This window comes from Paracoccus versutus (assembly GCF_000763885.1).
Taxonomy (GTDB): Bacteria; Pseudomonadota; Alphaproteobacteria; order Rhodobacterales; family Rhodobacteraceae; genus Paracoccus; species Paracoccus versutus.
Map to the genome: position 1 here is coordinate 1 of NZ_JRKO01000063.1, position 25,415 is coordinate 25,415.

Genomic DNA, 25,415 nt, shown 5'->3' on the forward strand with positions numbered 1-25,415 from the left:
GGATGGGGGCGGGATGGGGGCGCTGCCCCCGGCCCTGCGGGCCTCCCCCGGAGTATTTTCGCAACGGAGAAACGGCCGGGAAATCACAGCGCCGCCACCAGCCGGCCGGCCAGCGCATGCAGCTCGGTGCGATAGCCCGAGCGGGCCGAGGGCTGGTCGGGGTCCGAGGTCATGGCGATGGCGACCGGCACCCGGCCGGGAAACACGTAGATCATCTGCCCGCCATAGCCCCAGCCATAGCGCACCGGCCGGCCGCCGATGCGGCTGATGAACCAGCCATAGCCATATGCCTCGCCGTTGAAGATCGAGCGGGTGCGCGGCTGCCAGCTGGCCTCGATCCAGCGCGGCGGGATCACGCCCTGCCCGCCCGCGGCATAGGCGGCGCCGAAGGCCAGGAGGCTGCGGGTGCTCATCGCCATCTGGTTGCCGCCCAGATGGATGCCCTGCGGATCACGGTCCCATGCGGCGATGGCGAAGCCGGGGATGCGCAGCCAGTCCCGCGCCAGCGCCAGCGTCGAGCGCCCCGAGGCGCGCGCCAGCATGGCCGAGACCAGATGCGTCGAGGCGGTGGAGTAAAGCATCCCCTGCCCCGGATCGGCGACGAAGGGCGCGGCCAGCGCGGCGCGCACCCAGTTGCGGCTGCCGACCCAGCGGCCGTAGTTCGGCCCGGACTGGCGCTGCAGGCCCGCCTGCATCGACAGCAGGTGCCCCAGCGTCAGCCGCGCCAGGCGCGGGTCGGGGTCGGCGGGCAGGTCGGCACGCAGCAGCTCGGCCACCGGCTGGTCGGTGCCGGAAAACAGCCCGCGCGCGATGGCGATGCCCGCCAGCGCCGAGACGATGGATTTCGAGGCCGACTTGATGTTCGTCGCCCGGTCGGGCGTGAAGCCGCCGAAGCCGCGCGCCGCCACCTCCTCGCCGTCGCGCCAGACGGCGACGGCGCGCAATTGCGGCAGGTCCGCCGCCTCGAGCACCTCGCGCGGCGAGGCCGGCGCCAGGCGCGGCAGGGCCAGCAGCGGCAGGGCAAGCAGGATTGAACGTCGCCTCATCCGGGTTATATGGGGGACAGCGGGTCCGGGCCGAGCCCGCTCACCGTTTCGTGACCCTTCCATGTCCGCCAGCCGCCGCCAGCCGGACCCGCAAGACAGGAAAGACCATGTCCCAGACCGTCATCCTTTCGACCTGCCGCGTGGCGACGCCGAACGGCAGCCGCTACCTGCAGCAGCTCTGCAAGCATTGGGCGCACAAGTTCGAGGTCGCCTTCGACCCCGCCCAGGGCCGCATCGTGATGCCCGAGGATCGCATCGTGACCCTGACCGCCACGCCCGAGGCGCTGGAAATCCGGCTGGAGGCGCCCGAGGACACCACCGCCCATATGCGCCACATCGTCGACAGCCACATCGCCCGCTTCGCCTTCCGCGAGGAACTGGCCTTCGACTGGCAGCCCGCCTAAGGGCGGTTGCCGCCCCCCGTCCGCGCCGCTAATCTGCGCCGGTCAACAAAGGCCGAGGCATGAGCGAGAGCGAACGGAACTACCAGGTGCTGGCGCGGAAATACCGCCCCGAGACCTTTGCCGACCTGGTCGGCCAGGACGCGATGGTGCGGACGCTGAAGAATGCCTTCGCCGCGGACCGCATCGCGCAGGCCTTCGTGATGACCGGCATCCGCGGCACCGGCAAGACCACCACGGCGCGCATCATCGCCAAGGGGCTGAACTGCACCGGCCCCGACGGCCAGGGCGGCCCGACGACCGAGCCCTGCGGGGTCTGCGAGCATTGCGTGGCGATCTCGGAAGGCCGGCACGTCGACGTGATGGAGATGGACGCCGCATCCAGAACCGGCGTGAACGACATCCGCGAAATCATTGAATCGGTTCAATATCGCGCCGCCTCGGCCCGCTACAAGATCTATATCATCGACGAAGTCCACATGCTTTCGACCAGCGCCTTCAACGCGCTTCTGAAGACGCTGGAGGAACCGCCGCCGCATGTGAAGTTCATCTTCGCCACCACCGAGATCCGCAAGGTGCCGGTCACGGTTCTGTCGCGCTGCCAGCGTTTCGACCTGCGCCGCATCGAGCCCGAGGTGATGATCGCGCTGCTGCGCCGCATCGCGACGGCGGAAGGCGCCGAGATCACCGAGGACGCGCTGGCGCTGATCACCCGCGCCGCCGAGGGCTCGGCCCGCGACGCGACCAGCCTGCTGGACCAGGCGATCAGCCATGGCGCGGGCGAGACGACGGCGACGCAGGTCCGCGCCATGCTGGGACTGGCGGACCGCGGCCGGGTGCTGGACCTCTTCGACATGATCCTGCGCGGCGCCGCCGCCGAGGCCCTGGCCGAGTTGCAGGCGCAATATGCCGATGGCGCCGACCCGATGGCGGTCCTGCGCGACCTGGCCGAGATCACGCATTGGGTCTCGATCGTGAAGATCACGCCCGAGGCGCTGGACGACCCGACCATCGGCCCGGACGAACGCGCCCGCGGCCAGCAGATCGCGGAAAAGGTGCCGATGCGGGCGCTGACCCGGCTGTGGCAGATGCTGCTGAAGGCGCTGGAAGAGGTGGGCCAGGCCCCGAACGCGATGATGGCGGCCGAGATGGCGATCATCCGCCTGACCCATGTCGCCGACCTGCCCGACCCCGAGGCGCTGATCCGCAAGGTGCAGGCCAGCGCCGCGGCGGGCGCGTTCAGCCGCAGCGCCGCGCCGCCCGCCGCGCGCAGCGAGGCGCCGCGGGCGGCCGCCGCCGCGCCCCGCGCGCCCATGGCGGTGCGCCAGGACGGCAGCGCCGCGGCGCTGGCGGTCTCGCCCGATGCGCTGGCGGGGTTCCCGGACTTCGAATCGGTGATCGAGTTGATCCGGCGCATGCGCGACATGAAGCTGCTGCTCGATGTCGAGGATCACCTGCGTCTCGTGCGCTATTCCCCCGGCCGGATCGAGTTCCAGCCAACCGAGCAGGCGCCGCGCGACCTGGCGCAGCGGCTGGCGGAACGGCTGCGCGGCTGGACCGGCGGCCAACGCTGGGCGGTGACCGTGACCTCGGACCCCGGCCGGCCCTCGATCAGCGAACAGCGCGCCGAACGCGAGGCCGAGGCCCGCGCCCGCGCCATGCAGAACCCGACCGTGCAGGCGATCTTCGCCGCCTTCCCCGGCGCCAGGATCACCCGGATCCGGCCGATCCCGGTGCCGGTCGCGGTTGAAAAACCGGCGGGCGAGGATACATCCCCGCATGAGCTGACCGAAGGCCCGGTGGCCGAGGTCGAGGAATGGGATCCCTTCGAGGACGAGGATTAGGCGATGTTCAAGGGCCTTGGCGACATGGGCGACCTGTCGAAGATGATGGAAGCCGCCCAGCAGATGCAGACCAAGATGGCCGAGATGCAGGAAGGGCTGAACCGCCTGACCGTCACCGGCGAATCGGGCGGCGGGCTGGTCAAGGCCACCGCGACGGCCAAGGGCGAGTTGACGGCGCTCGACATCGACCCCTCGATCTTCCGGGCCGAGGACAAGGAAGTGGTCGAGGACCTGATCCTGGCCGCGGTCAGGGACGCGCAGCGCCGGGCGCAGGACAAGGCGGCCGAGGAGATGGCTCGCCTGACCCGCGAACTCGGCCTGCCCGCCGACATGAAGATGCCGTTCTAGGCGATGCCGCCCACCTCCGGCGACGAGATCGAGACGCTGATCGCCACCATGGCGCGGCTGCCGGGGCTCGGGCCGCGCTCGGCCCGGCGCATCGTGCTGCACCTGATCCGCCGCCGCGCCGGGCAGATGGCGCAGCTTGCGGCGCTGATGGCCAGCGTGGCGGAGCATGCCCGCGAATGCCTGGTCTGCGGCAATATCACCCAGTCCGACATCTGCCCGATCTGCGAGGATCCCGGCCGCGCCACCGGCGAGATCTGCGTGGTGACCGACGTGGCCGACCTCTGGGCGCTGGAACGCGGCCGCGCCTTTCACGGCCGCTACCACGTGCTGGGCGGCAGCCTCTCGGCGCTGGACGAGATCGGCCCCGAAGACCTGCGCATCCCCCAGCTCATCGCCCGCATCGCCGAGGAAAAGGTCACCGAGGTCATCCTCGCCCTCTCGGCCACGGTCGAGGGCCAGACCACCGCGCATTACATCGCCGAGGCGCTGGCACCCACCGGCGTCGCCGTCACCGGCCTGGCGCAGGGCGTGCCGATCGGCGGGGAACTGGACTATCTCGACGACGGCACCATCACCGCCGCGCTCCGCGCCCGCCGCCAGTTCTAGCGGCGCCCGCCGAGCCGGGGCTCTGCCCCGGACCCCGAGGGTATTTTCACAACAGAGAAAGACGCAGGACACGGATCGGCGGTGTGCATGACAAAAGGGGCTCCGAAACCGGCGCCCCTTGGCTTTCACCGTTCTGCAAATACTCCGGGGGTCCGGGGGCGGCGCCCCCGGCCGCGCCGTCAGGCGTCCAGCTTTTCCACCGCCTTGGCCGGCTTGGCGATCTCGATGCGGCGCGGCTTCAGCGCCTCGGGGATCTCGCGCACCAGGTCGATGTTCAGCATGCCGTCCTCGTGGCTGGCGCCCTGCACCCGGACATGATCGGCCAGGGTGAAGCGGCGTTCGAAGGCGCGGGTGGCGATGCCGCGATGCAGGTAGCTGCGACCCTCGTCCTCGGCGGCCTTGCGGCCCGAGACGATGACGGCGCCGTCCTTGACCTCGACGCTCAGTTCGTCGGCGGAAAAGCCGGCGACGGCGATCGAGATGCGATAGGCATTCTCGCCGGTCTTCTCGATGTTATAGGGCGGGTAGCTGGCGATGTCGGCCGACAGGGCACGGTCCATGACATCGGCCATGCGGTCGAAGCCGACCGAGGCACGATAAAGCGGAGTCAGGTCGAAATTGCGCATGTTTCGCATCCTTCTTCAAGCGATACAAAGGCTTGCCCCCCGGTGCGGGCGGGCAGGTCCGTCGGCGCCCCAGGGGCCCTCCGACAGGGTTGAAGTAGGAATGCGCCCGGCGGCTTTCAAGCCCCGGCCCGCGGGCCGGACAGGCAAGGAAAAAGGGCGCGCGGACCCGCCGCACGCCCCATCCAGCCCCAGGCCGGCAGCCGGGCGGCCCGTCAGGCGCGGGCGGCGGCCAGCATGCGGGCGATCTCGTCCTTCAGCCCGGCGCGCTGCTTGCGCAGCTGGGTCTCGGCCTCTTCCGACATCGGCGTATGGCGGCTTTCGGCCGCGGCGACCTGGTCGTTCACCTCGTCATATTCCTCAAGCAGGCGCGCGAAATGCGCATCCGAGAGCTTCAGCTCGTGAATGCGCTTCGCATCGTTGGGAAATTCCTCGTGGATGGCGTGGGGTGCTGCCATTTTCATCTGCTCCGGTACAAAGATAACCAGGTTGCTGGATAGACGCCGCGACGCAGGCTGGCAACAGCAAGACCACGAGGATAGAACCGCGCCATGGACCCGAACACCGCCCTGCCCGGCCTGCCCGCCTTTGGCCCGCTGTCGCCGGCCGACCTTGCCGCCCTGCTCTGGCTGTTCCTGGCCTGGCTGGGCATCGGCTGGATCACCGAGAACCCGCCCAGGGCCCATCCCTCGGTCACGGTGCTGATGAAGGCCTATCGCCGCGAATGGATGCGACAATTCATCACACGCGACCCGCGCATCTTCGACAGCGCCATCCTGACCACCCTGCGCGAGGGCACGGCCTTCTTCGCCTCGGCCTGCCTGATCGCGGTCGGGGGCGGGCTGGCGCTGATCGGCAATACCGACCAGCTGGCCGGCGTGGCGCGCCAGTTCGACCTGGGCCACGTGCCGACGCTGAAATGGGAAATCAAGATCGTCGTGGTGCTGTTCTTCGTGGCCAACGCGCTTCTGCGCTTCGTCTGGTCGCACCGGCTGTTCGGCTATTGCGCGATCATCATGGCCTCGGTCCCGAACGAGCCCGACGACCCCCGCGCCGCGCCGCTGGCCATGCAGGCGGCCGACATCAACATCACCGCGGCGAAAAGCTTCAACTCGGGGCTGCGCTGCGTCTATTTCGCGCTGGGGGCGCTTGGCTGGCTGGCGGGGCCCTGGGGGCTGTTCCTGGCCACCAGCTACGTGCTTTTCATCTCGTGGCGGCGCGAATTCGCCTCACACTCGCGCCGGGCGATCATGAAGCCGGTTCCCGGCGAGACGGGCCTGCTGCCAGGCAAGCCCGAGGGCGAGCATCCCCGCCCCTGACAGCGCCACCGCCACCAGCCCCGAGGAACGCCAGCCCCAGCCCGCCGCCAGCGCCAACCCGGCGAGCCAGGGCCCCAGCGCATTGGCGGCGTTGAAGGCGGCGTGGTTCATCGCCGCGGCCATGCTCTGCGCCTCGCCCGCGACCTCCATCAGCCGGGTCTGCAAGGGCACCACCATGCCCGAGCCCAGGCCCAGCAGGAAGGACGAGGCCAGCATCATCCCCCAGTCGCCGACCGCCCAGGCGGCGAAAGCCTGGGTCGCGGCCATGAACAGCATCAGCCGCAGCGCCGCGCCCCAGGTGCCATGGCGCATGGTCAGCCGGGCGGCCAGGATGCTGCCCAGCGTGCCGCCGATGCCGAAGGCCGACAGCGTCGCCGGGATCGCCCAGCCCGGCGGCTGCGTCGTCGCCAGCATCGCGGCCGAGAGATAGGAATAGACCGCGAAAAGCCCGCCGAAGCCGATGGCGCCGACCAGCAGGATCAGCATGACCGCCGGATTGCGCAGCGCCTTCAGCTCGGCCAGCGGCCGCGCATCCCTGGGCGCGCCGACCCGCGGCGCCAGCCGCAGGATCAGCCAGCCCGCCAGCAGCGCCAGCACGCCGGGCAGCGCAAAGCCCCAGCGCCAGCCGAGCCCCTGCCCCAGCACCCCGGCCAGCGGCACCCCGGCGATATTGGCGACGGTCAGGCCCAGAAGCACCTGCGTCACCCCCTTGGCGCGCTGGTCCCGCGGCAGGGCATCGGCGGCAAACAGCATGGCCACGCCCAGGAAGCCGCCATGCGGCAGGCCGGCCAGGAAGCGCGTGCCGACCAGCGTGCCATAGCCCGGCAGCACCGCCGCCAGCAGGTTCATCACCCCGTAAGCCGCGATCAGCCCCGCCAGATAGCGCCGCCGCGGCAGCCGCGCGCCCAGGATCGAGGTGATCGGCGCCCCCACCACCACGCCCAGCGCATAGGCCGACACGACATGGCCGGCCTGCGGCTCGCTGATGCCCAGGTCGCTCGCATACCAGGGCAAGAGCCCCATGGCGGCGAATTCCGAGGTGCCGATGGCGAAGGCGCCAAGGCCCAGGGCAAGGATGGCAAGCTTGAGATTGGGCTGCGGCGGCATGGCGGCACCTTCAGGGCTGGCGGATGTGGGAAAATCAGGCCCGCTAGCGTTAACAGATCCGACCATATGCCGCCAAGCCGCCCGCCGCGAAGCCCTGACATGCAATAGGCGCAAGGCTGCGACGGCATGCCACCGGTTGTCTTCTTCGTTCCCCAAATACTCAAATCCCGCAGCGCGGGCAGGCGCAGCGTCGATGCGGCGACTGAACCTGCAATCGCGGCGCTGCAGAAAACCTTCCGATGAGTATTTTCAGAACGAAGAAGTTGTCGGGCCAGCGCCTCAGCCCGGCTGCCAGCGCGGCTTGCGCTTGTCGAAGAAGGCGGCGATGCCTTCCTGGGCCTCGTCGCCTTCCCAGACATCGACCAGGGCCTGGATGCTGGCCTCGATCTCGGCCTCGCCGATGGGCGGGCCGAGGCGGCGGGCCAGGCGCTTGGCCGCCGCCACCGCGCCGGGGGCGCAGGAGAGATAGGGCACGATCTCGGCCTCGACGGCCGCGTCCAGCACCGCGGCATCGGCAAGGCTCGCCAGCAGGTTCAGCCGCATCGCCTCGCCCGCGTCGAAGAGGCGCGCGGACATGAAGACGCGCCGCGCCCTGTCCTCGCCCATGCGGGCCAGGACATAGGGGCCGATGGTGGCGGGGATCAGGCCGAGCCGGGTCTCGGTCAGGCCGAAGCGCGCCTCGGGCACGGCCACGGCGACATCGCAGACCGAGATCAGGCCGACCCCGCCGCCGAAGGCATTGCCCTGGACCCGGCCGATCAGCGGCTTGGGCAGGGTGTTCAGCGCGTTCAGCATCATCGCCAGTTCGCGCGCGCCGGCCCGCCGGGTCTGGGCATCGGCGCGCATCTGCTCCTGCATCCAGCCCAGGTCGCCGCCGGCGCAGAAGCTGCGCCCCTCGGCCGCCAGCACCACCGCGCGCACGGCCGGGTCGGCGCCAAGCCGCTGCGCGGCTTCGGTCAATTCGCGGATCATCTGCGCCGAAAGCGCATTGTGCTTGTCCGGGCGCGCCAGCCACAGATGCGCGACGCCGCGGGCATCGGTCTCGATGCGGATCGTTTCCATCATGCGCCTCCTCTCATGCCGCGGGCCATGGCGGCGGCCTTTTCGATCACCGCCATGTCGAGCCCGGTGTCGTGGCCGCCCAGGGCCAGGTGCGCGGCGAGTTTCTCGGTCGCGACATTGCCCGCGGCGCCGGGCGCATAGGGACAGCCGCCCAGGCCCCCCACGGCGGCGTCGAAGACCCGCAGCCCGCGCGCGAGGCTCGCGTCGATATTCTCCAGCGCCCGACCGGCGGTGTCGTGGTAATGGCCGGCCAGGTTTTCGGGCGGCAGTTCCTCCAGAACTGCGGCCAACATGGCGTCGATCGCCTCGGGCCGGGCCTGGCCGATGGTGTCGCCCAGGCTCACCTCGTAGCAGCCCATGTCGCGCAGGCTGGCCGCGACGCGGGCGACGCTTGCGGGCGCCACCTTGCCGTCGAAGGGGCAATCCGTCACCACCGAGACATAGCCGCGCAGCGGGATGCCGTCGGCCCGCGCCGCCTCTGCCACCGGCGCGAGCCGCGCGAGGCTTTCGGCGATGGTGGCGTTCAGGTTCGCCCTGGAAAACCCCTCGGAGGCCGAGGCGAAGATCGCCACCTCGTCCGCGCCGGCGGCCCGCGCCGCCTCGTAGCCGCGCAGGTTCGGGGTCAGCACCGCATAGCGGATGCCCGGCTGGCGGGCGATGCCGGCCATGACCTCGGCCGCGTCCGCCATCTGCGGCACCCATTTCGGCGGCACGAAGCTTGTCACCTCGATGCGCCGGAAGCCGGCCTGCGACAGCAGGTCGACCAGGGCGATCTTTTCCGCCGCCGGGATCAGGCGCTTTTCGTTCTGCAACCCGTCGCGCGGGCCGACCTCGAATATCTCAACCTTGGACATCGGGCACCTCGTAGAAATCGCGGTCATAGATGGCGTCGCCCCCGGCGCGGGCCAGAGCGCGGCGATAGGCCGGCCGCGCCAGCATGCGGTCGCGATAGGCGGCCAGCGCCGGATAGCCGGCGGCGGGCAGGAAGCGGAACAGCGCCTCGATATTGAAACCCAGCATGCAATCGGCGGCCGAGAAGGTGGAAAGCAGCGTCTCGCGCCCTGCCAGATGCGCGTCAAGCGCCTGGGCGGTCACGGCCAGCCGCCGGGTATCGAGCCGCATCAGCGGCACCGAGCGCGCGCTTTCGGGCCGCAGGAAGATGTGGTGGATGTTCAGCGCCTGCAGGATATTGGCCTGGGTTTCGGCGAAATGGACCCATTCCAGGAAATCGGCGCGCTCGGGCTCGCCCGGTCTGGGGGCCAGCCTGCCCTCGCGCTCGGTCAGGTATTGCAGGATGGCGCCGGATTCGAAGATGGCGCGGCCGTCGATTTCCAGCGCCGGGATGCGGCCGGCAGGGGACAGCGCGCGAAACTCGGCGCTGCGCAGGCTGCCGTCGGTCAAGGACCAGGAGCGCAAGGTGCAATCGAGCCCCAGCTCCTCGATCAGCCAGAGCACGCGCATGGAGCGCGAGCCGGGGACATGGTGCAGGATCATGCGTCCTCTTCCTCCTCCAGCCGGATCAGGGCGGCGCCGGCCTCGACCTGGTCGCCGGCAGCCGCGAGCACCTCGGCCACGCGGCCGTCGCGGGCGGCGGTCAGCGTGTGTTCCATCTTCATCGCCTCGAGGATCGCCAGCGGCTCGCCCGCCGCCACCTGCTGCCCCGGCTCGACGAAGATCGCCTTGACGAGCCCCGGCATGGGCGACAGCGTCATGCCGCCCCCCGCCTCCTCGCCGCCGCGGGCCAGCGGGTCGAGCGGGATGAGCGTCAGCGAGCGGCCGCCGAAGACGCTGGTGCCCGCGGCATGGTTCACGATGCGCGAGCGGCGCGGGCTGCCGTCGACCCACCAGCGCCCGCCCTCATAGCCGATCTCATGCGTGCCGCCGTCCAGCGTGACGCGGGCGGCGCCGGGGCCCAGCACCTCGAGCAATGCCTCGCCGCCGTCCCAGGCGATGGTGCGACGCAGCGGTTGCCACAGCGTGATGCCGCCGCGCAGCGTCGGATCGTCGAGCCCGGCAAGGCCGAGGACTGCCAGCGCCTTGGCCCGCGAGTCGGGTTCGGCGGCCTCGACCAGCGCCTGGAGGTCGCGGGCGATCAGGCCGGTGTCGACCTCGCCCCGGCCGAAGCCTTCGTGGCGGGTCAGCGCGATCAGGAAATCGACATTGGTGACAGAGCCCGCCACCTCGGTATCGACGAGCGCCGATTCCAGCGCCCGCAGGGCGATGGCGCGCGTCGCGCCATGGGTGACGATCTTGGCGATCATCGGGTCGTACCAGGGCGAGATGGCATCGCCGGGCCGCACCCCGGTCTCGATCCGGGCATGGTCGGGAAAGCGCAGATGCGCCAGCCGCCCGGTGGCGGGCAGGAAGCCCGCGGGCACGTCCTCGGCATAGAGCCGGGCCTCGAAGGCATGGCCGGTGATGGCCAGGTCTTCCTGCCGGGCCGGCAGCGGCTCGCCGCTGGCGACGCGGAGCTGCCATTCCACCAGGTCGATGCCGGTGACGAGTTCGGTCACGGGATGTTCGACCTGGAGGCGGGTGTTCATCTCCATGAACCAGAAACCGTCGGGGCGAAGGCCCCGGCTGGCATCGACGATGAATTCGACGGTGCCGGCGCCGGCATAGCCGATGGCCTCGGCGGCGCGGGTGGCGGCGGCGCCCATGGCCGCGCGCATCTGGGGCGTCATGCCGGGGGCCGGGGCCTCCTCGATCACCTTCTGGTGGCGGCGTTGCAGCGAGCAGTCGCGTTCGAAGAGGTGGACGGCGCGCTGGCCGTCGCCGAAGACCTGCACCTCGATATGGCGAGGCCTGGAGATGTATTTCTCGATCAGCACCGCCGGGTTGCCGAAGGCGGTGGCGGCCTCGCCCTGCGCGGATTGCAGCGCGGCGGGGAAGTCCCCGGCGCGTTCGACCAGACGCATGCCCTTGCCGCCGCCGCCGGCCACCGCCTTGATCAGGACGGGATAGCCGATCCTGTCGGCCTGGGCCTGGAGGTGGTCCGCGTCCTGGTTCTCGCCGTGATAGCCGGGGACGACCGGGACTCCGGCCTCTGCCATCAGCGCCTTGGCGGCGTCCTTGAGGCCCATCTTGCGGATCGCCTGTGCCGAGGGGCCGATGAAGGTCAGCCCCGCCGCCGTCACCGCATCGACGAAATCCGGGTTCTCGCTGAGAAAGCCATAGCCGGGATGGATGCCTCCGGCGCCGGTGTCGAGCGCGGCGCGGATGATGGCATCGCCGCGCAGGTAGCTGTCCTTGGGCGCCGGGCCGCCGATCGGCAGGGCCTCGTCGGCCAGGGCGACGTGGCGGGCGCCGCGGTCGGCCTCGGAATAGACCGCGACGGTCCGCACGCCGAGCTTGCGGGCGGTGTCGATGACGCGGCAGGCGATCTCGCCGCGGTTGGCGATCAGGATCTTCTGGAACATCCGGCGGCTCCTGTGGCAGCGGTCGGGCCGGGGGTTTCACACCCCCGGACCCCCGTGGGGTATTTGGAAAACGGAGAAATCATCGGCGGGCCTCGTCCACCGCCTGGCGGAGCGTGGCATGGCTGCCGGCGTCGAAGCCGACCAGGATCACTTCGAGACCGGCGGCATGGTCGAGGATGGCCGCGACCGCGATGCGGGCGGCGCGCTCGGCCGGGAAGCCGTAGATCCCGGTCGAGATCGCCGGGAAGGCGATGCGGGCGATGTCATGGGCCTGGGCAAGAAGCAGGCTGTGGCGATAGGCGCTGGCGAGCAGGTCGTCCTCGCCCGCCGTGCCGCCTTGCCAGACCGGGCCGACGGCATGGATGACGTATCGGGCCGGCAGGCCGTAGCCCCTGGTGATGCGGGCCTCGCCGGTCGGGCAGCCGCCGATGGCGCGGCATTCCGCGAGCAGTTCGGGGCCGGCGGCGCGGTGGATGGCGCCGTCGACGCCGCCGCCGCCCAGCAGCGTGCGATTGGCGGCATTGACGATGGCGTCCATGGCGAGCCGGGTGATGTCGCCTTGCAGGGTGGAAATGCGCATCGGCGTCACATCCTGAAGATGCCGAAGCGCGTCGGCTCGATGGGCGCATTGAGGCTGGCGCGCAGGCTGAGCGCCAGCACGTCGCGGGTCTTTCGGGGGTCGATGACGCCGTCGTCCCAGAGCCGGGCCGAGGCATAGAGCGGGTGCGACTGGCGCTCGAACATCTCGATGGTGGGGCGCTTGAACTCGGCCTCTTCCTCGGCACTCCAGCGGCCGCCCTGGCGCTCGATCCCCTCGCGGCGCACGGCGGCCAGCACGCCCGCCGCCTGTTCGCCGCCCATCACCGAGATGCGCGAATTGGGCCAGGTCCAGAGGAATCGCGGCGAATAGGCACGGCCGGCCATGCCGTAATTGCCGGCACCGAAACTGCCGCCGACCAGCATGGTGATCTTGGGCACATTGGTCGTCGCCACCGCCGTCACCATCTTGGCGCCGTGCCGGGCGATGCCCTCGTTCTCGTATTTGCGCCCGACCATGAAGCCGGTGACGTTCTGCAGGAAAACCAGCGGGATGCCCCGCATCGAGCAGAGCTCGATGAAATGCGCGCCCTTCTGCGCGGCCTCCGAGAAGATCACGCCGTTGTTGGCCACGATGCCGATGGGACAGCCTTCGAGATGGGCGAAGCCCGTCACCAGCGTCTCGCCGAAGCGGGCCTTGAACTCGTCGAAGCGCGAGCCGTCCACCACGCGCGCGATCACCTCGCGGATGTCGTAGGGGGTCTTGAGATCGGCGGGGACGAGGCCGAGGATTTCCTCGGGGTCATGGGCCGGGGATTCGGGGGATTGCCATGCGACGCCCTCCGGCCGGCGGCGGTTCAGGTTGGCGACGGCGCGGCGGGCGATGGCCAGCGCATGGGCGTCGTCCTCGGCCAGGTAGTCGGCGACGCCGGAAAGGCGGGTGTGGACATCGCCGCCGCCCAGGTCTTCGGCCGAGACCACCTCGCCGGTGGCGGCGCGCACCAGCGGCGGGCCGGCCAGGAAGATCGTGCCCTGGTTGCGGACGATGATGGTCACGTCCGACATGGCCGGGACATAGGCGCCGCCCGCCGTGCATGAGCCCATGACCACGGCGATCTGCGCGATGCCCTTGGCCGACATGCGCGCCTGGTTGTAGAAGATGCGGCCGAAATGGTCGCGGTCGGGAAAGACCTCGTCCTGGTTGGGCAGGTTCGCCCCGCCGGAATCGACCAGGTAGACGCAGGGCAGATGGCATTCCTCGGCGATCTCCTGCGCGCGCAGGTGCTTTTTCACCGTCATCGGGTAATAGGTGCCGCCCTTGACCGTCGCGTCATTGGCCACGACCATCACCTCTTGCCCATGCACCCGGCCGATGCCGGCGATCACCCCCGCCGAGGGTGCGGCGCCGTCATACATGCCATGCGCCGCCGTCGCGCCGATTTCCAGGAAGGGCGAGCCGGGATCGAGCAGGTTCGCCACCCGCTCGCGCGGGGGCATCTTGCCGCGGGCGACATGGCGCTCCAGCGCCTTCGCGCCGCCGCCCGCCGCCGCGGCCAGCGCCGCCTCGCGCACCGTCTCGAGCATGGCGAGATGCGCCGCGCGATTGGCGCGGAAGGTTTCCGAGGAAGGCAGGACCGAGGTGCCAAGCTTCATCGCATCATCCTTTCGGTCGAAGCGCCGGAGGTCTGCGCCAGTTTGTCGCAGGCCGGCCAAAAGCGGAAATATTGATCCAGATCAACGTCGAAGCCCGAAACAAGGCGCGATGAGCGAGCATGCGACAAGAAAAGAGGATCGCCATGAGACACAAGCTTGCCATCGCCGCGGCACTCGCCACGCTTGCCTCCCCCGTGCTTGCGCAATCGCAAGGCGACTGGACGCTTGGCTTCGGGATCGCGCATGTGAACCCGAAATCGGACAATGGCGTGCTGGCGGGGCCGACGCCGGTGGATGTCGGCAACAGCACCCGCCCCAGCATCACCTTTGAGTATTTCATTCGCGACAATATCGGCATCGAGGTGCTGGGCGCCCTGCCCCTCAAGCATTCGATCAAGTCGAACGGGACCGAGATCGGCACGGTCAAGCACCTGCCGCCGGTGGTCTCGGTGCAATATCACTTCGACGTGCATCCGCGCTGGAAGCCCTTTGTCGGCCTGGGCGTGAACTTTACCGGCTTCTGGGACGGCGAGGCCAAGGGGCCGCTGGCCGGCCAGGATCTGCGGGTCAAGAACAGCCTGGGCCTGGCTGCGCATCTGGGCGTGGATCACTGGATCAACGACCGCGCCGCGCTGCGCGCCGACCTGCGCTGGATCGACATCGACCCCGATGTCGAGCTGGACGGCACCAAGATCGGCACCGTGGAGGTCGATCCGCTCGTCGCCGGCATCAGCTATGTGATGAAATTCTAGGCCGCCGTCACGGCCTGGACGGCGCCGCCACCACCGGGGGCGCCCCTTTTCCCCACCGCCGCTCATCGCAGGTCCGCCAGCGACATGAGCAGCGCCACCTGCCGCGCCGTCTCGTCCCGGATGCAGCGGGCGCGGGCCAGATCGCCGGCGCCTTCGCACAGCGCCTCGCGAAAGGCGATCCAGCTGCGCTCCATCCGGCGCAGCGGCTCTGGCGGATCGGCGGCCTCCAGCGCCGCCTGGTAGACGGCGGTCAGCTTCGCCTCCCATGCCTGGTGCGAGGCGTCGAGGCAGTTCGCCATCGGGAAATCCGGGTCGTCGCCGGTGTATTTCTGCCGGGCGTAATCCAGGCAGGCATCCATCCCCGTCCCGGCGCAATCGGCCCGCGCGCCCTGGGTTTCGGCCGCGTCGAGGCATTGGTCGATCGCCGCCGGATCGAAGCCCGAGGCATCGCCGGCCAAGGCGGGCGTGCCCAGCAGCAGCAGGAAGGCCAGCGCGCGCATCACCCCTCCTCCTCGGCAAGGACGCGCAGCCGCAGCGCCTGTTCGGCAGAGAGTTGCATCATGCAGCCGACATGAGCGATGCCGCGCATGGTGCCGCCCTGATAGCGCAGCGCCTCGAACCGGCAGCTTTCGTCGCGAAAGGCGATCCAGTTGCGCTGCGCCTGCTTCAGCACCGGCGCTGTTTCTTCCATGTCCTGGCCGTCGCCCTGGCCGGCATCCATGGCCTCGGCCCGGCTCATCGCCGCGGAATACCAGCGGTTGAGCAGCCGGTCCCAATCCGCGGCCTCGGCCGTCAGGCATTGCACCATGCCCGCGGTCGTCTGGCCGCCCGGCTGGTCCATGCAGGGCCCCGAGGCCGCGCCGATGCAGCTGCGCCGGTCGCCCCCTTCGCCAGCCATGCGGTCGAGGCAGGCGGCAAGCGGCTTGCCGTCATAGCCGGGCCCGTCCTGGGCCAGCGCCGGCGCAGCCATCAGCAGGAACAGCGCCAGCGCGCGCATCAGGCGATCTCCATCAGCTGGCGGCCGATCAGCATCCGGCGGATCTCGGAGGTTCCGGCGCCGATCTCCATCAGCTTGGCGTCGCGGAACAGCCGGCTGACGACCGAATCGTTCAGGAAGCCCGCGCCCCCCAGCGCCTGCACGGCCTGATGCGCCTGCACCATGGCCTGCTCGCTGGCGTAAAGCACCGCGCCCGCGGCGTCCTGGCGGGTGACGCGGCCGGCATCGCAGCTGCGCGCCACCTCGTAGACATAGGCGCGCGCCGTGTTCAGCGCGACATACATGTCGGCGATCTTGCCCTGCATCAATTGGAACGACCCGATGGGCTGGCCGAACTGCTTGCGTTCCTTGACATAGGGCATGACCTCGTCGAGGCAGGCCGCCATGATGCCGGTGCCGATGCCCGACAGCACCAGCCGCTCGTAGTCGAGGCCCGACATCAGCACGCGCACGCCCTTGCCCTCGGCGCCCAGCACGTTCTCGAAGGGCACTTCGCAATCCTCGAAGATCAGCTCGCCGGTGTTCGAGCCGCGCATGCCCAGCTTGTCGAAATGCGGGCTGCTCGAGAAGCCCTTCATGCCGCGCTCGACGATGAAGGCGGTGATGCCGCGGCTGCCCGCCTCGGGGTCGGTCTTGGCATAGACCACCAGCGTATCGGCGTCGGGCGCGTTGGTGATCCAGTATTTGCTGCCGTTCAGCACATAGCGGTCGTTGCGCTTTTCGGCGCGCAGCTTCATGCCGACGACATCGCTGCCCGCGCCCTCCTCGGACATGGCCAGCGCGCCCACGGCACGGCCCGAACACAGGTCGGGCAGGTATTTCCGCCGCTGCTCGTCGGTGCCGTTCAGCTTGATCTGGTTCACGCAAAGGTTCGAATGCGCGCCATAGGACAGGCTGACCGAGGCCGAGGCGCGGGCGATCTCTTCGGTCGCGATGACATGCGCCAGATAGCCCATGCCGCTACCGCCGAATTCCTCGGACACGGTGATGCCCAGCAGACCCAGTTCGCCCATCTCGCGCCACAGCTCGTTCGGGAAGGCGTTCTTGCGGTCCACCTCGGCCGCGATGGGCCTCACCCGCTCCTGCGCCCAGCGATGGACGGTCTCGCGCAGCGCGTTCACGTCCTCGCCCAGGTCGAACTGCATTCCCGCGGTGAACATCGGCCATCTCCTCCGTTTATTGAACGAGTGTTCATTTAACTGGTTTATGCCGCCGGAACCGGGCCGGCGTCAAGCCTGCTGTCGCGGCACCTCTTCTTGCCGCCGATCCTGCGCCGGCCGGGGCTTCGTTGACAAGCCCGCGCCCCCGCGCCATTCCTGCCGCGCCCAGCCGCAAGGATGCCCGATGAGCCCGCCTTTCGATACCGCCGCACGGCTGCTGATCCTGCGCCATGCGCCGCTGGCCGGACCGGGGCTGGCCGGGCGGCGCGATGTGGCGGCGGATTGCAGCGACCGCGCCGCGCTCGACTGGGCGCGCGCGGCCTTGCGCGGCGCGGGCAAGCATTGGTCCAGCCCCGCCCTGCGCTGCCGGCAGACCTGCGCGGCGCTGGACCTGGCCCCCGAATGGCATCCCGGCCTGTGGGAGCAGGATTTCGGCGCCTGGGAGGAGCCCGGCGCCATGATCCCCGACCTGGGCCCGCTGCCGCCCGAGGCGCTGGCCCGCCAGCGCCCGCCGGGGGGCGAAAGCTTCCTCGACATGGCGGCGCGGGTGCAGCCGCTGCTGGAGCAGGCCCGCGGCACGGTGGCCATCGTCGCCCATGCCGGCACGGTGCGCGCTGCGCTGGCCCTGGCGGTCGGCCCGGCGGCGCTGTCATTCTCGGTGGCGCCGCTGTCGCTGACCATCCTGTCGCGCAGCCCGGCCGGCTGGGCTGTCGAGGCCGTCAACCGGGTCGCGCCATGACGCCCGAGACCTTGACCATCGCCCTGACCGCCCTGCTGGTCGATGCGCTGATCGGCTGGCCCGATGCGCTCTATCGCCGCATCTCGCATCCGGTGGTCTGGATCGGCCGGCTGATCTCGGCGCTGGATGCGCGCTGGAACCGCGGCCGGCACCGCATCGCCCGCGGTGCGGTGGCGGTGGCGGTGACGCTGGGCGCGGCGGTGATCCCGGCGCTGCTGCTGACCTGGGCCCTGGCGGGGCTGCCCTTCGGCCCGGTGATTCTGGGCGTGCTGGCCTGGCCGCTGGTCGCCACCCGTTCGCTGCACGATCACGTCGCCGCCGTGGCCCGCCCCCTGGCTGCCGGGGATGTTCCGGCGGCCAGGGCGGCGGTGGCGATGATCGTCGGCCGCGACCTCGACGACCGGCCCGAGCCCATCGCCCGCGCCGCGCTGGAAAGCCTGGCCGAGAACGCCTCGGACGGCGTGGTCGCGCCCCTGTTCTGGGCGGCGGTGGCCGGGCTGCCGGGGATCGCCGCCTACAAGGCGATCAACACGCTCGATTCGATGATCGGCCACATGAGCCCGCGTCACGCGCTGTTCGGGCGGGTGGCGGCGCGGCTGGACGACCTGGTGAACCTGCCGGCCTCGCGCCTGACCGGGCTGCTCTTTGTCGCGGCGGCGGGGTCGCGGCGGGCCTGGCGGGTGATGCGCCGCGACGCGCACCGCCACCGCTCGCCCAATGCCGGCTGGCCCGAGGGTGCCATGGCCGGCGCGCTGGACGTGCGCCTGTCGGGCCCGCGCCGCTATCACGGCGTGGAAAGCCTCGAACCCTGGCTGAACGCGGGCGCCCGCGACCCCGGCGCGGCGGATCTGCTGCGAGGGCTGGCGCTGTATCGCCGGGCAATGGCGCTGCTGGGGCTGGGCCTGGCGCTGGCCCTCGCGCTTTAGCTCCAGTCGAAGAAATCGGCAGGCGCGCGACCGCGCAATTCCTCGGCCAGGTCGGTGCCCATGGCCGCGCCGTCCGCGGCCGGCCCGATGCGCTCGCCGGCGATCACCTCGCTGCCGTCAGGGCGCAGGATCTCGCCGCGCAGCCGCAGCCGGTCGCCATCGAGTTCCGCCAGCCCGGCGATGGGCGTCTGGCAGGAACCGTCCAGCCGCGCCAGGAAGGCGCGCTCGGCCGTCACCCGCAGCGCGCTGTCGCGGTCCGAGATCGCGCCCAGCATCGCGGCGATGCGCGCGTCATCGCTGCGCCGCTCGACGCCGATGCAGCCCTGCGCCACGGCCGGCAGCATCTCGTCGGGCGCGACCGCGCCGCGCGCCACATGCAGCATCCCCAGCCGCGTCAGCCCCGCCATGGCCAGGAAGGTCGCCACCGCGACGCCTTCCTCAAGCTTTTTCAGTCGGGTCTGGACGTTTCCTCGAAACTCCACCAGCTTCAGGTCGGGCCGCCGTGCCGCCAGCTGCGCCCGCCGCCGCAGGCTTGAGGAACCGACGACAGCCCCTTGGGGAAGCTCGGAAATCGCCGCGAACTGCGCGCTGACGAAGGCGTCGCGCACATCCTCGCGCGGCAGGTAGCAGTCGATCACCAGCCCGTCGGGTTGCAGCGTTGGCATGTCCTTCATGGAATGCACGGCGATGTCGATCTGCTGCGCCAGCAGCGCATCCTCGATCTCGCGGGTGAACAGGCCCTTGCCGCCGATCTCCTTCAGCGGGCGGTCCAGCACGCGGTCGCCGGTGGTCTTGATCACCACGATCTGAAAGGCGTCGGCCGCAAGGCCATGCGCAGCCATCAGCCGGTCGCGGGTTTCATGCGCCTGCGCCAGCGCCAGGGCCGAGCCACGGGTGCCGATGCGGATGGGGTTCTGGGGGTCGGGCATCTGGGTCATGGCACAGGGCTTAGCGCCCCCCCTCGGCCTTGACAACGGGGACGCGCGCGCCATGAAGGGGGCGAGAGGTGAATTATGTCCGAAAAAACCATCCTGCGCGCGCTCAAGGGCGAGCGTTTGCCCGTTCCGCCCGTCTGGATGATGCGCCAGGCCGGCCGCTACCTGCCGGAATACCGCGCCACCCGCGCCCAGGCCGGCGACTTTTTGTCGCTGTGCTACACCCCCGACCTGGCGGCCGAGGTCACGCTGCAACCGATCCGCCGCTATGGTTTCGACGCGGCGATTCTCTTTGCCGACATCCTGCTTTTGCCGCAGGCGCTGGGGCTCGACCTGTGGTTCGTGACCGGCGAGGGGCCGCGGCTTTCCACCGTCACCACCGCCGCCGGGGTCGCGGCGCTGAAGCCGACCGGGGCGATCCACGACACGCTGGCGCCGGTCTATGAAACCGTGCGCATCCTCGCGCGCGAACTGCCGCGCGAGACCACGCTGATCGGCTTTGCCGGCGCGCCCTGGACCGTCGCGACCTACATGGTCGCCGGCCGCGGCACCCCCGACCAGGCCCCGGCACATGCCTTCAAGGCCGAGGACCGCGCCGCCTTCACCGTGCTGATCGACCGCATCACCGAGGCGACCATCGACTATCTCTCGGCCCAGATCGAGGCCGGGGCCGAGGTGGTCAAGCTCTTCGACAGCTGGGCCGGCTCGCTCAAGGGCCGGGACTTCGACGATTTCGCGGTCGAGCCCGCGCGCCGGATCATCGCTGCGCTGAAATCGCGCCATCCCGGCATCCCGGTCATCGCCTTCCCGCGCGAGGCCGGGCCGCGCTATGCGGGCTTTGCCCGCGCCACCGGCGCCGATTGCGTGGCGCTGGACAATTCGGTCAGCGCCGACTGGGCGGCGGCCGAGGTGCAGAAGGACGGCTGCGTGCAGGGCAACCTGGACCCGCGCCTGCTGGTGACGGGCGGCGACGCCCTGGTGGCCGAGACGCGCCGGATCGTGCGGGCCTTCTCGCAGGGGCCGCATATCTTCAACCTCGGCCACGGCATCACCCCCGAGGCCGACCCCGAGAACGTCACGCGGATGCTGGAGGCGATCCGGGGCTGATGGGCGAGGCCGGGGCTTGAGCTGGATCCTCGCCACGCTGATCGCCGCCGCGGCCCAGACCGGGCGCAACGCGGCGCAGCGGCGGCTGACCGCGGAACTCGGCACCATGGGCGCGACCGCGGTGCGCTTTCTCTTCGGCCTGCCCTTTGCTGCGCTGGTCCTGGCCGGCATGGCGGTGCTGGTGCCGGTCCCCATGCCCGATGCGGCGGTGCTGGGCTGGGCGGCGCTGGGGGCAAGCTCGCAGATCGCCGCCACCGCGCTAATGCTGCTGACGATGGAAAGCCGCGGCTTCGGCGTCACCACAGCGCTGATCAAGACCGAGCCGGTGACGCTGGCGCTGATCGGCGCCCTGCTGCTGGCCGAGCCGCTGGGCCCGGTGCGCATGGCGGCGATCGCCACGGCCACGCTGGGCGTGGTGCTGATGTCGGGGGCCGACTGGCGGCGCGGCGGCTGGCGCGCGGGCGGCCTGGGCATCGCGGCCGGGGCGCTCTTCGGCCTCTCGGCCATCGGCTTTCGCGGCGCGATCCTCGCCCTGCCCTTCGGCGCCGAGCCGGTGCGGGCCGCGACCGTCCTGCTGCTCAGCCTGGCGCTGCAAAGCGCGATCATGCTGGCCTGGCTGGTCGCCGCCGACCGCAGGGCGCTGACGGGCATCGCCCGGCACTGGCGCGGCTCGCTGGGCGCGGGCGCGCTGGGGGCCCTGGCCTCGCTGTTCTGGTTCCTGGGCTTCGCGCTGACCGCGGCGGCCAATGTCCGCACGCTGGCCCTGGTCGAGGTGGTGATGGCGCAGCTCGTCTCGGGCCGGCTGTTCCGCGAAGGCATCTCGGGGCGGCAGATGGCGGGCATGGCGCTGATCGTGCTGGGCGTCGCCGCGCTGATCGCGGCAAGCCACGGATAAGCCCGCCCGCCTGCGCCCCGAAAGACCCCTGCGCATGACGAACGCGCGCGCGCCCCGCATGGGTATTTGGAGAACAGAGAAGATCGGGGCCGCAGCCGGCTTCTTCTTCGTTGCACAAATACCCAAATCGCGGCGGCGCCACCGGATCGGCCTTTCCGCCCCTCGCACCGCGGGCTAACAAGGGCGCATGACCCTGCCCGCCCTTTCCCCCGATCAGGCCGAAGCCTGGGATGCGCTTGCCGCCGCGCTCGAGGAGTCCGGCATCGACCTCGTCTCGGAAGAGATCGCGCCGCCGAAGCCCGGCAAGGGCCGGGTCATGGCGGTGATCGGCAAGGCCGGCTCGGGCAAGACCCTGCTGCTTGCCGAGCTGACCAAGGCGCTGAAGGCGGCCGGGGTCGATGTCGTCTCGGGCGACTACGAGGGCAAGAAGCGCAAGGACCGCCGCACCGTTGCCATCCTGGCCCCCACCAACAAGGCGGCCTTCGTGCTGCGCATGCGCGGCGTGCCGGCGACCACCATCCACCGTATCCTCTATACCCCGGTCTACGACCCGGAATACGAGCGTATCGCCGACTGGCTGACCGGCGTGGGCGAGCGCCCTTCCGTCGAAGGGTTGATGGAGGGGCTGACCGAGGCGGCGCTCGACCGGGCCAAGGCCTTCTACGACCAGCATGCCTCGATCCCCGGCGCCCTGGCCGCGGCCGGCCTGCGCGGCTCGGACTTCATCCGCGGCTGGAAGCGGCGCGAGGACGGGCTGGACATCGGGCTGGTCGACGAGGCCTCGATGCTGGACGAGCGCCAGTTCGAAGACCTGCGCGAGATCTTTCCGCTTCTGATCCTGTTCGGCGATCCGGCGCAGCTGGCCCCGGTCGGGCAATCGGGCGAGATGGTCTTTGATCGGCTCGCGGCCTCGCAGCGGCTGATGCTGAGCCGCATCCACCGGCAGGAGGGCGACAGCCCGATCCTGGACCTGGCCCATGCGCTGGCCGATCCCAGGCTGGAGTTCGACGCCTTCGAACGCATGATCCGCGAGGCCGCCGCCCGCGATCCGCGCGTGACCTGGGCCGAGCGGGTCGAATCCGACCTGATGGCGCAAAGCCCGGTCCTGGTCTGGCGCAACATCACCCGCATCAAGCTGATCCAGGCCTTTCGCTCGGCCTATGGCGCGCCGGGCGATGCGCTGCTGCCGGGCGAGCCCCTGATCTGCGACGGGCTGGAACTGCCCTTGAAGCACCGCAAGAAGCGCATCGACCTGGAGGCGCGCGGGCTGATCAAGGGGGCGCAGGTGGTCTATCTGGGGCCGGGGCGCAAGCCCGGCTTCTCGCGCCTGCATGTCGTGGGGGCCGAGGAGCCGCGGCTTTCCGCCGCCAGCATCGTCAAGATCGAGATCCCGGATGTCGAGGAGCCCTTCATCCCCTTTGCCGCCCGCATGGGCGCGACCTTCCTGCATGGCGCGGCGGTGACGATCCACAAGGCGCAGGGCAGCCAATGGCCCGACGTGCAGGTCTTTGCCCCCGACATCGCCGCCGCCGCCTGGTCGGGCCGCTCGGAAGCCGGCATCGCGCTGTGGAAGCGGCTGGCCTATGTCGCCATCACCCGCGCGCAGGAGCGGCTGCATTGGGTGGTGAAATCGCGCCTCGCCCGGCCCTCGGCGCCGCTGGGCATCGAGCACCTTGAGGCGCCGGCGGCCGTGCTGGAACTGGCCGCCGAGCCCGAGGCCTAGGCGCGCCGCGACAGCTTGCGCGCCGCCGTGTTCGGGCGCAGCTGGATCATGCGCAACTCCAGCGCCTCGGCCAGCGCCTCGCGCGGGATGCCGGTTTCCTGCGACAGCCGCAGCAGGCCGAAATGCACCCGCGCCAGTTCCTGGTAGTAGCGGGTGAAGCTGTAGTTGATCGAGGCCCCGGCAAGCGCGCCCAGCACCGGCACGGCCTGCGCCGCCAGCTTCTGCGCCAGCGAGGCGGACAGCCGCGGCGCCACCCGCGCGATCAGCGCCTGCACGGTCTGGCCGGTGATGGTCATCCGCGCGGCCAGCAGCCCCAGGTCGGTGCCGTCGTCATCCGAAAGCGGCCCGGCCGAGGCAAAGACATGCAGCGCCTCGCGCCGGGCCTCGTCCGAGACCGGGTCGAAGCCGTGCTCGGCGGCGATGTCCATGATCGTACGCAAGAGCAGCGTCACCGTCACCGGCAGTTCCAGCGCCGCGCCGCCGATCCCGGCCAGCCCGCCCACCGCGCCCGAGGTGGTCGAGAGCAGGCGGTTGAACAGGTCGCCCCGGTCCCGCAGCACCCCGCGCGACCGCGAGGCGGCGTCGAAGGCGCGGTTCAGCGCCGTCAGCGTAAGCCGGTCCATGCGCCCGCGCACCGGGGCCGGAAGGCGTTCCAGCAACCCCTCGGCCTTGCCGCCGATGGCGGTCAGCAGCTCCATCGCCACGCCGCCGGCCTGGAGATAGCGCCGCGCCAGCCGGTCGATCGCCGCATGCACGGTCGGGTCGTCGATCGGCGGCAGGACGGTTTGGCGGACGGGGATCTGGCTTTGTTCGGTCATCCTGTGGATACCCTGCGATGTCATGGCTGTGCTAGAACTGGGCACTGGCAAAGGAACCCGCAACCCGTGCCGCGGGTTCCTGTGGCGAATCGGCAGCCCGCCGCCGGAAGGGCGGGACGCAAGAACGACGCAAGAACAAGGACAAGGAAGACCGCCATGAACATCCGCCGCACGATCCCGGCCCTGACCCTGACCGCCGCGCTGATGCTGGGGCCCGCCGCCCTGGCGCAGGAAAGCGGGACGCAGGAGACGGGAACGCAAGACACGGGCACGCAAGCGACGGCCGAGCAACCGGCAGGGCAGGCGACCGCCCAGGCCGCGGCGCCCGAGATGGGGCTGACGCTGGCCGATCTGGGCAAGGACCAGGGCCTGACCGCGGCGGTCGAGAAGATGGCCGAGGGCCACCAGATGCCCGAATGGCTGCGCGAGGGCGCGGTGATCTCGCCCAGCCAGAAGGTCGCCTTCGGCGGCCGGGAATACCTGGCCATGACCGCCTGCAAGCAGCACGACTGCGGCGAAAACCAGTTCGCGGTGCTTTACGCGCCCGCCGGCGGCACGGCCTATGGCGTGCTTTCGGTGCGCGACGGCGAGGGGGCGGAACTGCTGACCTGGCTCGGCATGGCCGGCGGGCCCGAGACCATCGACGGCCGCACCATCCTTTATGCCGCGCTGACCGGCAGCCTGGCCAATCACCCGCAGGATTTCCTCTATGCCGAGTGATCGGGCGGCGCGACCTGGGTGCAGCCCTCGCGGCGCATCTCGCGCTGGCCGGGCGCGGATTCGCCGGTCTCGCGCTCGACCAGGCCGGTGACGCCCGCCCAGGCGCCGGGCACCAGCTCCAGCCCCAGCACGCGGTCGGGGTTGGTGGGCGGCGGCATCTCGACATCTTCGAGCTTCCAGAAGCCAAAGCGTTGATAATAGGGCAGATCGCCGACCAGCATCACCCGCTGCCAGCCCATCTCGGCCGCGCGGGTCAGGCTTTCGCGCATCAGAAGCGCGCCCAGCCCCTCGCCCTGCGTCGTCGGATGCACGGCGACCGGGCCCAGCAGCAGCACCGGCCGCCCGGCCACGCGCACCGGCCAATAGCGGATCGCGCCCATCAGCGCGCCGAAATCGTCGCGCAGCATCAGGCACAGCGGCCCGACCGGCGCCACCCCCTCGCGCAGCCGATAGGAAGACAGCGCCGTGCGCCCCGGCGCAAAGCACAGGTCCAGAAGCGCCTCGACCTCGGGCGCGTCGGCGGGGGTTTCGGGGCAAAGTTCGTACATCCTGCCTCCGGTGCTGGGGTCGGGATTCGGGTGGTCTGGGCGCGGCGCAGGGACCGCGTAACATGCAGGCGCGGCCGCGAAAACCGCCTGCGGGACCGGGGCGGCAAAATTCGCCGGACTGTCGCAAGGG

At 70.7% G+C, this 25,415-nt stretch carries 28 protein-coding genes; 12 read left to right on the plus strand and 16 right to left on the minus strand.

The window, feature by feature from the left end:
* Window positions 1-83 precede the first annotated feature (83 nt).
* Window positions 84-1,046 (minus strand): serine hydrolase domain-containing protein, encoded by a 963-nt coding sequence (locus IT40_RS21930; RefSeq protein ID WP_036759718.1) that lies wholly within the window; start codon window positions 1,044-1,046, stop codon window positions 84-86.
* Between the two features lie 107 nt (window positions 1,047-1,153).
* Between IT40_RS21930 and IT40_RS21935 the strand changes: the two genes are divergently transcribed.
* From IT40_RS21935 to recR, 4 genes are read left to right on the plus strand one after another with little or no spacing between them, the layout of a single operon-like run.
* Window positions 1,154-1,450: a DUF2218 domain-containing protein gene (locus tag IT40_RS21935; RefSeq protein ID WP_036759720.1), complete on the plus strand. Its 297-nt coding sequence runs from the start codon at window positions 1,154-1,156 to the stop codon at window positions 1,448-1,450.
* A gap of 59 nt (window positions 1,451-1,509) precedes the next feature.
* Window positions 1,510-3,291: a DNA polymerase III subunit gamma/tau gene (locus IT40_RS21940; protein WP_036759721.1), complete on the plus strand. Its 1,782-nt coding sequence runs from the start codon at window positions 1,510-1,512 to the stop codon at window positions 3,289-3,291.
* A 3-nt stretch (window positions 3,292-3,294) separates the two neighbouring features.
* Complete coding sequence (locus tag IT40_RS21945; RefSeq protein WP_036759723.1) at window positions 3,295-3,639, plus strand: YbaB/EbfC family nucleoid-associated protein; 345 nt, start codon at window positions 3,295-3,297, stop codon at window positions 3,637-3,639.
* A 3-nt stretch (window positions 3,640-3,642) separates the two neighbouring features.
* Window positions 3,643-4,245, plus strand: coding sequence for a recombination mediator RecR (recR, locus tag IT40_RS21950; protein WP_036759725.1), 603 nt, complete (start codon window positions 3,643-3,645; stop codon window positions 4,243-4,245).
* A 179-nt stretch (window positions 4,246-4,424) separates the two neighbouring features.
* Here the strand turns inward: recR and IT40_RS21955 are convergent, their stop codons facing one another.
* Together IT40_RS21955 and IT40_RS21960 are read right to left on the minus strand one after the other, a co-directional pair.
* Window positions 4,425-4,871, minus strand: coding sequence for an Hsp20 family protein (locus IT40_RS21955; RefSeq protein ID WP_036759727.1), 447 nt, complete (start codon window positions 4,869-4,871; stop codon window positions 4,425-4,427).
* Between the two features lie 212 nt (window positions 4,872-5,083).
* A complete protein-coding gene (locus tag IT40_RS21960) occupies window positions 5,084-5,326 on the minus strand; it encodes an HP1242/YdcH family protein (RefSeq protein ID WP_036759728.1) in 243 nt (80 codons plus the stop codon).
* Window positions 5,327-5,419: 93 nt separating this feature from the next.
* Here IT40_RS21960 and IT40_RS21965 point away from each other — a divergent pair, with 93 nt between their 5' ends.
* On the plus strand, window positions 5,420-6,187 hold the full coding sequence (locus IT40_RS21965; protein WP_036759729.1) for a DUF599 domain-containing protein: 768 nt from the start codon (window positions 5,420-5,422) through the stop codon (window positions 6,185-6,187).
* Here IT40_RS21965 and IT40_RS21970 read toward each other — a convergent pair.
* The 7 genes from IT40_RS21970 to IT40_RS22000 form a co-directional block, all read right to left on the minus strand.
* Window positions 6,098-7,294 (minus strand): MFS transporter, encoded by a 1,197-nt coding sequence (locus tag IT40_RS21970; protein ID WP_036759730.1) that lies wholly within the window; start codon window positions 7,292-7,294, stop codon window positions 6,098-6,100. The genes IT40_RS21965 and IT40_RS21970 overlap by 90 nt on opposite strands.
* A 279-nt stretch (window positions 7,295-7,573) precedes the next feature.
* Window positions 7,574-8,359, minus strand: a complete 786-nt coding sequence (locus IT40_RS21975; protein ID WP_036759732.1) for a crotonase/enoyl-CoA hydratase family protein — start codon at window positions 8,357-8,359, stop codon at window positions 7,574-7,576.
* Complete coding sequence (locus IT40_RS21980; RefSeq protein WP_036759733.1) at window positions 8,356-9,210, minus strand: hydroxymethylglutaryl-CoA lyase; 855 nt, start codon at window positions 9,208-9,210, stop codon at window positions 8,356-8,358. The genes IT40_RS21975 and IT40_RS21980 overlap by 4 nt, the downstream gene beginning before the upstream one ends.
* On the minus strand, window positions 9,197-9,850 hold the full coding sequence (locus IT40_RS21985) for a glutathione S-transferase family protein (RefSeq protein WP_036759735.1): 654 nt from the start codon (window positions 9,848-9,850) through the stop codon (window positions 9,197-9,199). The genes IT40_RS21980 and IT40_RS21985 overlap by 14 nt, the downstream gene beginning before the upstream one ends.
* Window positions 9,847-11,775, minus strand: a complete 1,929-nt coding sequence (locus IT40_RS21990) for an ATP-binding protein (protein WP_036759736.1) — start codon at window positions 11,773-11,775, stop codon at window positions 9,847-9,849. The genes IT40_RS21985 and IT40_RS21990 overlap by 4 nt, the downstream gene beginning before the upstream one ends.
* 79 nt (window positions 11,776-11,854) lie before the next feature.
* Window positions 11,855-12,355 (minus strand): O-acetyl-ADP-ribose deacetylase, encoded by a 501-nt coding sequence (locus IT40_RS21995; protein ID WP_036759738.1) that lies wholly within the window; start codon window positions 12,353-12,355, stop codon window positions 11,855-11,857.
* A 5-nt stretch (window positions 12,356-12,360) separates the two neighbouring features.
* Window positions 12,361-13,965 (minus strand): carboxyl transferase domain-containing protein, encoded by a 1,605-nt coding sequence (locus IT40_RS22000; RefSeq protein ID WP_036759741.1) that lies wholly within the window; start codon window positions 13,963-13,965, stop codon window positions 12,361-12,363.
* Window positions 13,966-14,108: 143 nt separating this feature from the next.
* Between IT40_RS22000 and IT40_RS22005 the strand changes: the two genes are divergently transcribed.
* Window positions 14,109-14,717 (plus strand): OmpW/AlkL family protein, encoded by a 609-nt coding sequence (locus IT40_RS22005; protein WP_116171126.1) that lies wholly within the window; start codon window positions 14,109-14,111, stop codon window positions 14,715-14,717.
* Window positions 14,718-14,779: 62 nt separating this feature from the next.
* Here the strand turns inward: IT40_RS22005 and IT40_RS22010 are convergent, their stop codons facing one another.
* Genes IT40_RS22010 through IT40_RS22020 form a run of 3 tightly spaced genes read right to left on the minus strand, consistent with a single transcriptional unit; the run spans window position 14,780 to window position 16,874 of the window.
* A complete protein-coding gene (locus IT40_RS22010) occupies window positions 14,780-15,217 on the minus strand; it encodes a lysozyme inhibitor LprI family protein (RefSeq protein ID WP_036759745.1) in 438 nt (145 codons plus the stop codon).
* Window positions 15,217-15,714, minus strand: coding sequence for a lysozyme inhibitor LprI family protein (locus IT40_RS22015; protein WP_036759747.1), 498 nt, complete (start codon window positions 15,712-15,714; stop codon window positions 15,217-15,219). Before IT40_RS22015 ends, IT40_RS22010 begins: the two co-directional genes overlap by 1 nt.
* Window positions 15,714-16,874, minus strand: coding sequence for an isovaleryl-CoA dehydrogenase (locus tag IT40_RS22020; protein ID WP_036759749.1), 1,161 nt, complete (start codon window positions 16,872-16,874; stop codon window positions 15,714-15,716). The genes IT40_RS22015 and IT40_RS22020 overlap by 1 nt, the downstream gene beginning before the upstream one ends.
* A gap of 184 nt (window positions 16,875-17,058) precedes the next feature.
* Here IT40_RS22020 and IT40_RS22025 point away from each other — a divergent pair, with 184 nt between their 5' ends.
* Together IT40_RS22025 and cbiB are read left to right on the plus strand one after the other, a co-directional pair.
* Window positions 17,059-17,613, plus strand: a complete 555-nt coding sequence (locus IT40_RS22025; protein ID WP_036759751.1) for a histidine phosphatase family protein — start codon at window positions 17,059-17,061, stop codon at window positions 17,611-17,613.
* The gene (gene cbiB / locus IT40_RS22030; RefSeq protein ID WP_036759753.1) at window positions 17,610-18,539 is read left to right on the plus strand and encodes an adenosylcobinamide-phosphate synthase CbiB; all 930 of its coding nucleotides are present in this window, start codon (window positions 17,610-17,612) and stop codon (window positions 18,537-18,539) included. Before IT40_RS22025 ends, cbiB begins: the two co-directional genes overlap by 4 nt.
* Here cbiB and hemC read toward each other — a convergent pair.
* Window positions 18,536-19,477 carry a hydroxymethylbilane synthase gene (gene hemC / locus IT40_RS22035; protein ID WP_208021314.1) on the minus strand — a complete coding sequence of 314 codons (942 nt, stop codon included), beginning with the start codon at window positions 19,475-19,477 and terminating at the stop codon, window positions 18,536-18,538. The genes cbiB and hemC overlap by 4 nt on opposite strands.
* 75 nt (window positions 19,478-19,552) lie before the next feature.
* Here hemC and hemE point away from each other — a divergent pair, with 75 nt between their 5' ends.
* The 3 genes from hemE to IT40_RS22050 all read left to right on the plus strand — a co-directional run bounded on the left by hemE (window position 19,553) and on the right by IT40_RS22050 (window position 23,199).
* Complete coding sequence (gene hemE, locus IT40_RS22040; RefSeq protein WP_036759755.1) at window positions 19,553-20,581, plus strand: uroporphyrinogen decarboxylase; 1,029 nt, start codon at window positions 19,553-19,555, stop codon at window positions 20,579-20,581.
* Window positions 20,582-20,597: 16 nt separating this feature from the next.
* Window positions 20,598-21,476: an EamA family transporter gene (locus tag IT40_RS22045; protein ID WP_036759757.1), complete on the plus strand. Its 879-nt coding sequence runs from the start codon at window positions 20,598-20,600 to the stop codon at window positions 21,474-21,476.
* A gap of 187 nt (window positions 21,477-21,663) precedes the next feature.
* Complete coding sequence (locus tag IT40_RS22050) at window positions 21,664-23,199, plus strand: ATP-dependent DNA helicase (protein WP_036759760.1); 1,536 nt, start codon at window positions 21,664-21,666, stop codon at window positions 23,197-23,199.
* On the opposite strand, the gene IT40_RS22055 is transcribed toward IT40_RS22050, so the two are convergent.
* Window positions 23,196-24,017: an EcsC family protein gene (locus tag IT40_RS22055; RefSeq protein ID WP_084197377.1), complete on the minus strand. Its 822-nt coding sequence runs from the start codon at window positions 24,015-24,017 to the stop codon at window positions 23,196-23,198. The genes IT40_RS22050 and IT40_RS22055 overlap by 4 nt on opposite strands.
* 156 nt (window positions 24,018-24,173) lie before the next feature.
* Here IT40_RS22055 and IT40_RS22060 point away from each other — a divergent pair, with 156 nt between their 5' ends.
* A complete protein-coding gene (locus tag IT40_RS22060) occupies window positions 24,174-24,737 on the plus strand; it encodes an Ivy family c-type lysozyme inhibitor (RefSeq protein WP_036759762.1) in 564 nt (187 codons plus the stop codon).
* On the opposite strand, the gene IT40_RS22065 is transcribed toward IT40_RS22060, so the two are convergent.
* Window positions 24,725-25,285 (minus strand): GNAT family N-acetyltransferase, encoded by a 561-nt coding sequence (locus IT40_RS22065; protein WP_036759764.1) that lies wholly within the window; start codon window positions 25,283-25,285, stop codon window positions 24,725-24,727. The two genes, IT40_RS22060 and IT40_RS22065, sit on opposite strands and share 13 nt — an antisense overlap.
* Window positions 25,286-25,415 lie beyond the last annotated feature (130 nt).